The sequence below is a fragment of the Shewanella gelidimarina genome (assembly GCF_023283945.1).
In the GTDB taxonomy this organism is placed as follows: domain Bacteria; phylum Pseudomonadota; class Gammaproteobacteria; order Enterobacterales; family Shewanellaceae; genus Shewanella; species Shewanella gelidimarina.
In genome coordinates this window covers 61,714-73,436 of the sequence record NZ_JAKIKW010000019.1, presented here as the reverse complement: position 1 = coordinate 73,436, position 11,723 = coordinate 61,714, and the positions used below count along the sequence as shown (strand labels likewise).

The 11,723-nt window shown below is 44.4% G+C and carries 7 protein-coding genes and 1 riboswitch; of the genes, 6 read left to right on the top strand and 1 reads right to left on the bottom strand.

Annotation, left to right across the window (positions count from 1 at the left end; genetic code table 11):
- Positions 1-33 precede the first annotated feature (33 nt).
- Positions 34-288, top strand: a riboswitch (FMN riboswitch).
- Positions 289-449: 161 nt separating this feature from the next.
- Positions 450-1,088, top strand: a complete 639-nt coding sequence (ribB, locus tag L2729_RS15730) for a 3,4-dihydroxy-2-butanone-4-phosphate synthase (RefSeq protein ID WP_248989114.1) — start codon at positions 450-452, stop codon at positions 1,086-1,088.
- A gap of 425 nt (positions 1,089-1,513) precedes the next feature.
- Entirely contained in the window at positions 1,514-4,744 is a 3,231-nt protein-coding gene (locus L2729_RS15725) for an EAL domain-containing protein (RefSeq protein ID WP_248989113.1), read from the top strand.
- 73 nt (positions 4,745-4,817) lie between these two features.
- Here the strand turns inward: L2729_RS15725 and ftnA are convergent, their stop codons facing one another.
- Complete coding sequence (gene ftnA / locus L2729_RS15720) at positions 4,818-5,342, bottom strand: non-heme ferritin (protein WP_248989112.1); 525 nt, start codon at positions 5,340-5,342, stop codon at positions 4,818-4,820.
- 383 nt (positions 5,343-5,725) lie between these two features.
- Here ftnA and moeA point away from each other — a divergent pair, with 383 nt between their 5' ends.
- From moeA to L2729_RS15700, 4 genes are all read left to right on the top strand, one after another.
- Positions 5,726-6,970, top strand: coding sequence for a molybdopterin molybdotransferase MoeA (gene moeA / locus L2729_RS15715; protein ID WP_248989111.1), 1,245 nt, complete (start codon positions 5,726-5,728; stop codon positions 6,968-6,970).
- 13 nt (positions 6,971-6,983) lie between these two features.
- Entirely contained in the window at positions 6,984-7,763 is a 780-nt protein-coding gene (gene moeB, locus L2729_RS15710; RefSeq protein ID WP_101091945.1) for a molybdopterin-synthase adenylyltransferase MoeB, read from the top strand.
- A gap of 553 nt (positions 7,764-8,316) precedes the next feature.
- Positions 8,317-9,564 (top strand): HlyD family secretion protein, encoded by a 1,248-nt coding sequence (locus L2729_RS15705; RefSeq protein ID WP_248989110.1) that lies wholly within the window; start codon positions 8,317-8,319, stop codon positions 9,562-9,564.
- Complete coding sequence (locus L2729_RS15700; RefSeq protein ID WP_248989109.1) at positions 9,564-11,720, top strand: peptidase domain-containing ABC transporter; 2,157 nt, start codon at positions 9,564-9,566, stop codon at positions 11,718-11,720. The genes L2729_RS15705 and L2729_RS15700 overlap by 1 nt, the downstream gene beginning before the upstream one ends.
- Positions 11,721-11,723 lie beyond the last annotated feature (3 nt).

Below are 11,723 nucleotides of genomic sequence, written 5' to 3'. Positions count from 1 at the left end.
CGGCGCTTATCTAATCAACAAACATAAGATAAGCATAATTCTCAGGGCGGGGTGTAACTCCCCACCGGCGGTAAGTTATTAACTGATGACCGATTTCATTGAATGAAGTGGGCCATTACGACATAAAAGCCCGCGAGCGCCTACCGATACGACAAGAGGTCCACAGGTAGGGTCAGCAGATCTGGTAAACACGCCTTATTGAGGTTGCACCTACTCCAGAGCCGACGGTAATGAATACTACAGCGCACTATGTCGCTATGTACTAAGTCCGGATGAAAGAGAATATAAGAATACGCTAGTCACCCACAGTGCTTTTACGCATTGCGATGAATACGCACAGCTCTTATTAAGCATATGCCTTTGTCATTTTTATATGACCAAAGTCACATGTCATTTTCTGTACGCCCTGATTCTGGCAACCCAATGTAGTTTATTAAAGGATGTTAACCATGAATCAGTCTTTACTCGCGCCTTATGGCAATGCTATCGAACGTGTCAATGCAGCACTTATCGCCCTCCAACAAGGAAAAGGCGTTTTGGTTGTTGATGATGAAGATAGAGAAAATGAAGGCGACCTTATCTATGCAGCAGAAACGCTAACCAATGAGCAGATGGCTCTCTTAATTCGTGAATGCAGCGGCATTGTGTGCCTTTGTCTTACCGATGAGCGCATTGCGCAACTTAAGCTGCCCCCCATGGTCGCTAACAACAACAGCCAATACGGTACGGCCTTTACGGTCAGCATAGAAGCCAAAATGGGTGTCACCACTGGCGTATCGGCAGCAGATCGAGTCACCACGGTAAAAGCCGCTATCGCTGATGGCGCAAAACCTGATGATCTTGCCCACCCAGGGCATGTCTACCCGCTACGTGCTCGACCTGGTGGCGTATTAGAGCGCCGTGGCCATACCGAAGGCACCGTTGATTTAATGAAACTTGCTGGATTGAAACCTTTTGGCGTGCTGTGTGAAGTAACTTTGCCCGACGGCACGATGGCGCGTTTACCTGAGATCATCAGTTTTGGTCAGCAGCATGATATGCCCGTACTGACGATTGAAGACATTGTGGCTTTCCGTAACTCGCAGTAATGCCGTTAAATACCCCTTAAATTAGCAGCTCGAACTCCTTGTTCCACGCTCTAATTATACCAGTAGACCGCATTTTTATGCGGTCTACTTCTTTGCGTAGAACTATTCCCCTCAGAGATAAAATCGCTTAAGCAAAAGCATTTTTTAGCCAAGCTAACGATAAGATAATTTAGCAACAACGCATTTATTAGCATTTCAGGTAATTGACACTGTCAAAAAAAAATCAATTAGAAGAAAATTTTAGTCACTGCATTGACACTAACAACTAAATTCGTGACCTAGATTAGACTTTGGTGAATTAACTGAGACACCACAATCTTGATATGGTTATTATTTGGCGCGATTTTTAATCTCATATTTTTATTTTTAATGATTAAAACAACAATGTTGATAATTAGAGTATTACGCGAAAGGGTTGTCGCCGAATGTTAAACCTATTGAGTCGCTTAAGCTTTAAACAAAAGCTATTCTTATTTGCCTCACTGCCAATGTTTATATTGGTGGTGTTTGCTGTGCTGCATTCCTTATCGCTATTTAAGCAATATCAAAGTGCCTCCGCGAATGCGTTAACCACCCAGGTCACACTCCGCGTCGAGAACGTCATTTTCGAGCTGCAAAAAGAGCGCGGTTTATCAGCTGGCTACTTAAGCAGTGGCGGCGAACAATTTGCCACTGAGCTACAGCAGCAGTGGCAAACCACAGATCAAGCATTACAAAATTTAGCGCAAAACAGCTCACTTAAGAACGTAATGCAAACCAGCCAAGACGACTATCCGTTATTGATTGCACTACAGGAGCGAATTGACCGCAGCAGTGCCGAACGCAAACGCCTGGCACAGTATCGTCGCCAAGTGCTCAATCTCGACAATAGTCAGTACTTTAATTATTACTCGCAACTAAATCAAAAACTGATCAATTTTGTCTCGCAACTGCGCTTGAAAAGTGAAGATTCCTATCTGGTAATGATTCAAGCCGATCTTGTAAACACCTTAAAAATCCAAGAACTAGCAGGGCAAGAGCGCGGTTTAGTCAACCAGCTGCTTGCGGCGCCAACGATGAACCTTGACTCATACGGTGCCATTTTAAGTATCAGCAACCAGCTTAATAATTCCGTTAATAACGCTAGATTGTTAATGACAAAAGATAATCGCACTAAGTTGAATGCATTTTTGAATAGCCCTGAACAGCAAGAGATACAAGCGTTACGACAGACACTACTACAACAAGTTGGCCTCATCAAACATGCACGCATCATTAGTGACCTCATGGGCCATCAGGGCTTAATGCATGACTTCTATCGCTCAGTCACATCGGCACAGCAGACGGATAACATGAGTTTTGAGCAGCACTATGCTGAGCTCGGAATTGCCCTTACAGAGATTAAGCACAAGCAAAACTTAACTGAGCATCAACTGCAGCTCATTGTCGCTCTTGAACGCACTGTTAATAGTTACTCCCAGCACCTACAGCAGATTAAAAGTACGCAACAGACGTTCCTGAGCACCACAAAAATCGTGGATGAATACACGGCAATGCATCAAGCGTTGCAGCAATTGCAAAACCAAACCCCGTTGATTAGCAGCGCACATTGGTGGTCAATGGCCAGCGCGGGGATCGAGTTGTTGCATCAAATGAACATTCAACTGACAGAGAAAATTGCCCGTCAAAGCGATATCGAAAAACAACAAATTTTGTACTCTCTGTATATTAATCTGCTCACTGGCATATTGTTTTTCTATATTATATTTATCTTAGGTAAATACATCGGCAATAGCCTGATCAATTCAATCACCGTCATAGTACGTGATGTTGAAAAGATGGCAAAAGACCCAAATCTACAGCTGAAAATTGAGATTAAAGGTAACGATGAATTAGCACAAATATCCACCGCACTTAACCAAATGCTAAGCGAGCGCACGCTGGCCCAAATCTCATTACAACAAGCATCTGCGGTATTTGAACACTCTGCCGAAGGCATCATGGTGACCGATGCCGACAATCGTATCGAGTTGGTCAACCCCGCTTTTACCAAAATCACCGGTTATAACCTTGAAGACGTTAAAGGGCATAAGCCGAGTATTTTAAGCTCCAACCATCATCATCCACAATTTTATCGTCAACTGTGGCAATCACTGGCTGACACTAATCATTGGGAAGGCGAGATCTGGAATAAGCGCAAAGATGGCAACGTTTATCCAGAGTATCTGTCGATCACTGCAGTAAAAAATGCCCAAGGTGATATTTGCCAGCACATAGGCTTATTCCTGGATGTGAGTAACCATAAGCAGTATGAACAAGACTTGTGGTACAAAACTAATTACGATTCACTGACTAAGCTGCCTAATCGCCATCTGTTTTCATCACGATTAGAGCACGCCATTGATACCGCGAGCCAATATCAATCTCAGATTGCCGTTTTCTTAATCGATTTAGATCGTTTCAAATTCATTAATGAACTGCATGGTCATGCCGCTGGTAACAAAATTCTCAAGCAATCAGCCATGCGCCTTGAAGCAGTGCTGGGGCCAAAAGATTCTATTGCCCGTATCGGTGGCGATGAATTTGCCATTATCTCACCGCAACATAATACAACCGAAACCGCTGAGCATCTGGCGCAGAAGCTAACAGAGGTATTAGGGCAACCGATAAAGCTCGATGCGATTGAAAGCAATATATCCGCCAGCATCGGGGTTTCATTCTACCCAGAAGATGGCCAAGACATAGAGACGCTACTGAGAAACTCCGAAACTGCGATGTACCAAGCCAAGCGAGATGGTCGAGCACATTTCCAGTACTTCTCACCAGAGATGAACGTGGAGATGTTAGCGCGGATGCGACTCGAGCAACGGCTACGAAAAGCGGTAAAACAGTCTGAGTTTTATTTGGAATACCAACCCGTTGTTGATATGCAGCACGGCACAGTTGCCAGTGTTGAAGCGTTGATCCGCTGGCGAGATCCTGAGTTTGGCATTATCTCACCCACGCTCTTTATTCCCATCGCGGAAGAGACAGGGCTGATTGAATCTTTAGGGGAGTGGGTTTTAAATCAAGCGCTTACCGACTTGGCTCTGTGGCATTCACAAGGTCATATGCTTAAAGTCGCCATTAACGTGTCTGGCCGCCAATGCATTAACTCTAATGGTCGCAGTTTTTATCAGATACTCAAGCAAGCGTTAGCACACCATGGCATAGCGCCGCATTATTTGCATGTAGAGATAACAGAAAGCATGCTCATCGAAGACAAGCCTTATAGCTTACAGATCCTTAACTCTATCAGGCAGCTTGGTATCGATATCTACCTCGATGACTTTGGCACTGGCTATTCGGCATTAAGCTACCTTAACCAATTCCCTATTTCAGTGATCAAAATTGATAAGAGTTTCATCGACAACGCAACGGTTAACCAGTCTGATGCCAAACTCGTTAAAGCCATTGTGATGATGGGGCAAAGCTTAGAAATGCCCCTTGTGGCCGAAGGAATCGAAACCGAAGAACAATGGGATTTTTTACAAGCGCTCGGCTGCGACTATGCCCAAGGCTACTTAATGTCTAAACCATTATCCAGTGAAAAACTGCTCACCTTTCTTGAAAATGAAACCGCCATTAACCGTATCATTAACCGCAAAGCGCTTGGTTATGTCGTTAATGAAGTTTAACCATTTGGCTGTGATAAATTAAGCCCATAAAAAAAGAGCAGCCTAGCTGCTCTTTTTTATGTACTAGCCGCTATTAAACGGTGCTAGTCATCACGCTAGCAGACTCTTCAACCGCCATTTGTGCTAAATCTTTATCGACGAAGAACAAGGCTTTGCCGTCTTCACCCACCAAACGAATTTTATCTACGATTGATTTGAATAGTTTCTCTTCTTCATGCTGCTCTGAAACATACCACTGCAAGAAGTTAAAGGTAGAGTAATCTTGATTAGAAAATGCTGCGTGAGCAAGCTCGTTAATCTTTTTAGTGATCAATTGCTCGTGCTCATAGGTGTATTCGAATAACGCAAGCAAAGAAGGGAAGTCAGCCTGTGGCGCTTCAATCGTCCCTAACAGTGGCATGCCACCTGTTTCACTGACATAAGTGAACAAACGGTGCATATGCCCCATCTCTTCATCAGCATGGGTGCGCATAAATTTAGCCGCGCCTTCAAAACCTTTGTCTTCACACCATGCACTCATCTGTAAGTACAGGTTAGAGGAGAAAAACTCCATGTTGATCTGGTCGTTTAATTGGTCAATCATCTTCTGGGCCAACATCTTAATTCCTCTGACTATTCTGTTTATGGCCGCTATTGTTATCAAGCTAGCGTAGAAATGCAATGAAATTTACTTAAGTTACTGTTTAATAAATAATAATGGTTTTCATTCACATAAAGTTGCGATTGCTAATGTTACGACTGTATGATTAAAAAACTCAAAAGAATCAGCCCTTAGCCTGAGCTGACACAAAGATAAAGTAATCGATGTAAGCGATAATCGAACGTGGATTTATTTGCCCAGTGGTAAGAAAAATAATCATAAAGCTGCAATCAGCTGTTAAAACTGCCAAGCAGATCATAGTCATCTACAATCACCATGGCATAATGCGCTATATTCGTTTTTACTTAACGTACTCTTTATTAAGCCTCAAGGATAGATAGATGCAGACTCATGCAGACCCGTGTTCTCAACCTAGCCTAATGCATCCCACGCTGGCTATCGTAAAATTACTAGAGCAAGTGCAGCCTGTCACCGATTCAGAAGTCGTGTTACTGACACAAGCCTTAGGACGCGTCCTAGCTGAAGACCTAGCTTCTCATGTCGACTTACCTCCTTTCGACAACTCAGCAATGGACGGCTATGCCTTTAATTTTGATGATCTTGACCCTGCTAAGCCATTAACGCTTATTGGCGACTCTTTTGCGGGTCACCCATTTACAGGCCAATGCGTTAAAGGCGGCTGCATTCGCATTATGACGGGAGCACCGGTTCCGGCTGGCTATGACACCGTTCAAATGCAAGAAAAAGTGACTGCTGACGGTACAAACATCAGCATTGAAGCGCCAAAGAAAAAAGGGGCAAACGTCCGCTATCGCGCTGAAGAGCTCACGATTGGCACCAAAGTACTTAAAGTTGGCACCCTTATCGGGGCAGCGGAGATGGGAGTACTGGCAACGATAGGCGCGAGTCAGTTACGTGTATTTCGCCCACTCAAAGTCGCTTTCTTCTCAACGGGTGACGAATTGCGCCCCGTCGGCAGTGAGCTTGGCCCTGGCCAGATTTACGACTCAAATCGATACAGTATTCAAGGCCTACTCAGCCGCGCTAACGTTGAGTGGATAGATCTCGGCGTCATTGAAGATGACAAAGAAGCAATTCGCCAAGCCTTTAAAACAGCTTCAGTAAGTGCCGATATGGTACTGACATCAGGCGGTGTTTCGGTCGGTGACGCAGACTATACCAAGCAAATTCTTGACGAAGAGGGTGAGATTACCTTTTGGAAGCTCGCCATTAAGCCTGGCAAACCGTTTGCTTTCGGTCACTTAGGTGATGCTGTTTTCTGTGGACTGCCAGGCAACCCAGTTTCCTCTATGGTGACGTTTTACAAGCTTGTTTGGCCACTACTGCAAAAAATGCAGGGTCTCCCCCAAGTTAAACCTGTCACATTCAAGGCCACGCTAACCCAAGATATTCGCAAGTTCCCAGGCAGAATGGAATTCCAACGGGCGGTACTGAGCTATAACGAAGAAGGTGAAGCACAAGTCGCCGTCACTGGTGGACAAGGCTCAGGCATGTTGACTTCAATGACGTTAGCCAACTGCTTTATCATCTTAGAGCAAGATTGTGATGGCGTAGCCGCAGGTGAACGAGTGACGGTTGAGCCCTTCAATAGCGTACTAGCGTAAGAGACAAATACTAATGCCAAGTCAACACACCGTCACGGACGAGATATTAACTGACGCAGAAATATTGCGTTATAGCCGTCAAATATCCATTAAATCGATGGACTTTGAAGGACAGGAAAAGCTCAAACAAGCCAAAGTATTGATTATCGGTGCCGGCGGTTTGGGCTGTGCAGCCAGCCAGTACTTGGCTGTAGCGGGTGCAGGCTTAATCACACTAGTCGACTTTGATACGGTTGAAGTCTCTAACTTGCAGCGCCAAGTATTGCATCAAGATGCTAATGTGGGACAAGCCAAAGTTGACTCTGCCAAAGAGACGTTAACGAGCTTAAATCCACATATTCAAATTGATACTATCAATGCCGTGTTAGATGACCATGAGATTGAAGCGCTCGTTAAGCAGCACTCCATCGTGATGGATTGTACTGATAATGTGGCAGTGAGGGAGCAGCTTAATCAAAGCTGTTTTTCCCATAAGGTGCCCTTAGTATCTGCCGCCGCGATTAGAATGGAAGGCATGGTCACGGTATTTGATTACCAAGCCAGCACGCCTTGTTATCACTGCTTTAGTCAGCTATTTGGTGAGCAACAGCTTAGCTGTGTTGAGTCGGGCATTCTTGCCCCAGTGGTCGGCATGATAGGTTGTTTACAAGCCGTAGAAGCGATAAAAGTGATCGCCAATATGGGACGCACCTTAGCGGGACGAATTTTGATGATCGATGCCATGACCATGGAGTTTCGTGAAATGAAGTTACCCAAACAGCCAAACTGCCCAATCTGCTCCACCGGTAGCTAATTCTTAGCTGACATAATGAGAGATATTCGCTAACGGCGGATATCTCGCTTTTCTCTTGCTCAACCCCCGACAACTATATTGCTACAGTAAACCGTTGTGTACTTCGCACCAAAGGAAAAACTCTAACTTAGATCCTTTATCTAATACTGAGTAAAAATAAGAAAACATGCCATGATTAACACTGGAAATGCTTATTTTATAACAAGAATAGAGCGTCAACCTATGGAATAGTTTACTTGCCTAAATCTAATAGCCTTACATTAATTTAGGCTGTTATACAAGGCCGCTAATATTGAAAAACATCTCTCACCATGCGGCACGGCGATGACCATTCCCCTCATAGAATCCAAGTATAAATAGCAAGGATTTTACGTAAGACAATAGTATTAATACTGACCAGCATGGGTACAATTAAATTGCGATGACAATTGAGATGCTATTATATAGCTATCAGATTGATAATCTGGATTTACGTATCTAACATTTATTTATGTAAATAAAAATCACTCTTTACCAAAGGATTTGGTATACACATTGAGAATATGGAAGTTGTATGTCAGCATTATTTCGTCAACAAGCTGTTGAGGCACAAAAGCAAAAGTTACACGGGGATGTGTCATTGGCACAGCCTATTTCAATCTATTTAACTGCATTCATTTTGCTCTGTATTATTACTGCACTCGCTCTATTCCTTTCTTGTTCTCATTATGCTCGTAAAGAAACAGTTCGTGGTTATTTAGTTCCGGACAAAGGCCTAATCAAAACATTTGCCAACCGTAGCGGTAATGTCGAAATATTACATGTGTCTGAAGGTGATATTGTTAAAAAGGGCTCCCCTTTAGCGACGATAGTATTACGACGCAGCATGCTCTCTGGTGAAGAATTAAGTGAGTCACTGATTGAAGAATTAACACTGCAACTTACCCTGCTTCAAACTGAGCAGAGCGTTAATCATGCCATGGAAGTAAAAGAAACCTCGCGCTTAAAAATTGCCATGACTGACAGTCGCTCATCGCTGGCGGTATTAACTAAGCTCGAAGAGCTGTTAGTTGAAAAGTTAGCACTACAGATGGCGCAACAAGTTCAGCACAATAAGCTATATAAAGATGGCTTCTTATCGACGTTAGATTATCAATCCCAGCAAGAGAAATTCATTGCTGTTCGGCAAGAAATAGAAAGTTTAGCCTCCAACAAGATACAAACTCAAAGCCAACTTAATGCTTCGTCAGCAGAGCTGGATGTATTACCGAGCCAATATGCACTTAAAGATGGCGACTTATCCAGGCGACGCTCAGAGCTCAAGCGCCAAATTGCTGAAACCGAAAATAATTATCGTTATGTTATTCGAGCAACAGAAGCGGGTACCGTTGCCTCTATACAAGTCGTAGAGGGAGAGTTTGTTGTTAACAGTCGTCCATTAATGAGTTTAATTCCACAAGGGGCGCAATTGGTGGCGGAGCTATTACTGCCGACGCGCAGTGCTGGCTTTGTAAAGTCCGGAGATGAGGCCCGATTACGTTTCGACGCCTTCCCTTATCAGCGCTTTGGCTTTCTTGAGAGTCACGTTTCACGCATTGATAAAGCCTTATTACTTGATGGTGAAGCTAGAGTGCCTATCACTTTATCTGAGCCTGTTTATCGCATTAGAACCCAACTATCAAAACAAGATATGCTGGCCTATGGTGATAAGTTCCCATTGAAAAGCGGCATGCTACTTGAGGCTGATATCGTACTCGATAGACGCAGTTTGCTTGACTGGCTACTCGACCCTATCTACAGCTTGCAAGGGAGAGTGGGATAATGCTCGACACGTCATTAAACCAACCTAGCAACCCTGTTGAACTGCTGGAGTTTTCAGGCAATAAACGGGTGCCACTTATCCTGCAGGCTGAAATGGCCGAGTGCGGCTTAGCGTGTGTCGCCATGATTGCCAGTTTTCATGGTCATAAGCTGGATATGGCAGCATTAAGGAAACGCTATAGTGCTGACCTTAAGGGGATGAACTTACAGCAGCTTATTGGCCTAAGTGACAGTATGGGACTTGCGAGCCGTGCGCTGCGATGTCCGATTGAAGAGGTGGGTAAGTTAGCTCTGCCCTGTGTGCTGCATTGGGACATGAATCACTTTGTAGTGCTTACGGGTGTCACAAAATCAGGGGTGAGTATTAATGACCCTGGGCTAGGTAAGAGAAAGCTATCCCTTAAAGAGTTTGCCGAGCACTTTACGGGGATAGCACTGGAACTGACCCCAACAAAGGGCTTTGAGCAGCAAGATGAGCGCCAGCAAATGCGTTTATCCCAACTCTGGAGCAAGATGACTGGGTTAGGTAAAACCTTAACCTCTTTGTTCGTACTGTCCATATTACTTCAAGTTTTTGCACTTGTGACGCCCTATTACATGCAGTGGGTAGTAGATGAGGTACTGATTAGTCAGGACAAACCACTGCTAATCGTGCTCGCGTTAGGCTTTGGCTTGCTTGCCATTATTAATGTCATTACTACCAGTGTACGTAGCTGGTTAGTGCTTAGGGTATCGAGCCTACTCAATATGCAGATGGGCGTTAATCTACTGCGTCACTTGCTTAGACTGCCCATGAGCTATTTTGAAAAACGCCACATTGGCGATTTAGTGTCACGCTTTGGCTCCCTAGCTCAAGTACGTGAAAGGCTCACTACTGGACTTGTTGAAACGGTAGTTGATGGCGTTATGTCAATTGCCGTATTGGTGATGATGCTCTTATACAGCATCAAGCTGACATTGGTGGTGGTCGCAGCCATTTTGATTTATGCCTTGCTGCGGTTAGCCCTCTATCGTCCTTTACATCGTGCGACTGAAGAGTCCATTCAGGCTAGCGCAAAAGAGCAGACTAACTTTCTTGAAAATATCCGCGGTATTCAGACTATCAAGCTATTTACCTGTGAGCCACAAAGGCAAAGCATTTGGCAAAACCGTTATAGCGAAGTTATCAATGCAGACATTCGACTCGGTAAACTAAAAATCAGTTTTGAAGCGGTGAATAAACTGCTATTTGGCCTTGAGAACATCATTGTTATCTATCTTGCGGCAACAATTGTCATGTCTGGCGACTTAACCATCGGTATGGTACTGGCATTTATCGCTTATAAAAATCTATTGACGGAGCGTTTCGCGAGTTTAATCGAACAACTTATTCTGTTTCGTATGCTGCGCCTGCATCTGGACCGAATTTCAGACATTGCATTGCATGAGCAAGAAGCCAATCGCGAAAGCGTTATGCCGCTTAACAAGGTGACCGGACAATTGACCCTTGAGCACGTCAGTTATTGTTATGGCGATAACGAGCTGAATATTATCGACGATGCGTGCCTAACGATTAATGCACATGAGTCGGTCGCAATAGTGGGAGAGTCGGGCTGTGGTAAAACAACCTTAGTCAAACTGATGCTCGGGTTACTCACCCCCACTCAAGGCCGCATATTGCTCGATGGGCAAGATATTACTCAAATCGGTCTGACTCAATATCGACAACAGATTGCGGCAGTCATGCAGGACGATACCTTGCTATCCGGTTCCATCGCCGACAACTTAACCTTCTTTGAGCCTGAGCCCAATTATTTACGCATGCAGCAATGTGCGCAAATGGCCGCCATTGACAGTGATATCAGTAAAATGACCATGGGCTACAACACGCTTGTGGGGGATATGGGCAGTCAGTTCTCAGGCGGACAGCTTCAACGCTTATTACTGGCAAGAGCGCTATACCAGCAGCCTAGTTTACTGTTTATGGATGAAGCCACCAGTCATCTTGATATCGACAATGAAGCAAAAATCAGTGAGCAGATAAAGCACCTTGAAATGACACGCATCATCATTGCCCACAGACCTGAAACCATCAAACAAGCACAGCGGCTATTAGTCATGCACCAAGGCAAAGTCTACACGCCTGAAGAGCTGCATCAATTAACAGGAACGGAATAAAAA

Coding starts and splice junctions, on each gene's coding strand:
- ribB (WP_248989114.1), top strand. CDS start 450: ATGAATCAGTCTTTACTCGCGCCTTATGGCAATGCTATCGAACGTGTC.
- L2729_RS15725 (WP_248989113.1), top strand. CDS start 1,514: ATGTTAAACCTATTGAGTCGCTTAAGCTTTAAACAAAAGCTATTCTTA.
- ftnA (WP_248989112.1), bottom strand. CDS start 5,342: ATGTTGGCCCAGAAGATGATTGACCAATTAAACGACCAGATCAACATG.
- moeA (WP_248989111.1), top strand. CDS start 5,726: ATGCAGACTCATGCAGACCCGTGTTCTCAACCTAGCCTAATGCATCCC.
- moeB (WP_101091945.1), top strand. CDS start 6,984: ATGCCAAGTCAACACACCGTCACGGACGAGATATTAACTGACGCAGAA.
- L2729_RS15705 (WP_248989110.1), top strand. CDS start 8,317: ATGTCAGCATTATTTCGTCAACAAGCTGTTGAGGCACAAAAGCAAAAG.
- L2729_RS15700 (WP_248989109.1), top strand. CDS start 9,564: ATGCTCGACACGTCATTAAACCAACCTAGCAACCCTGTTGAACTGCTG.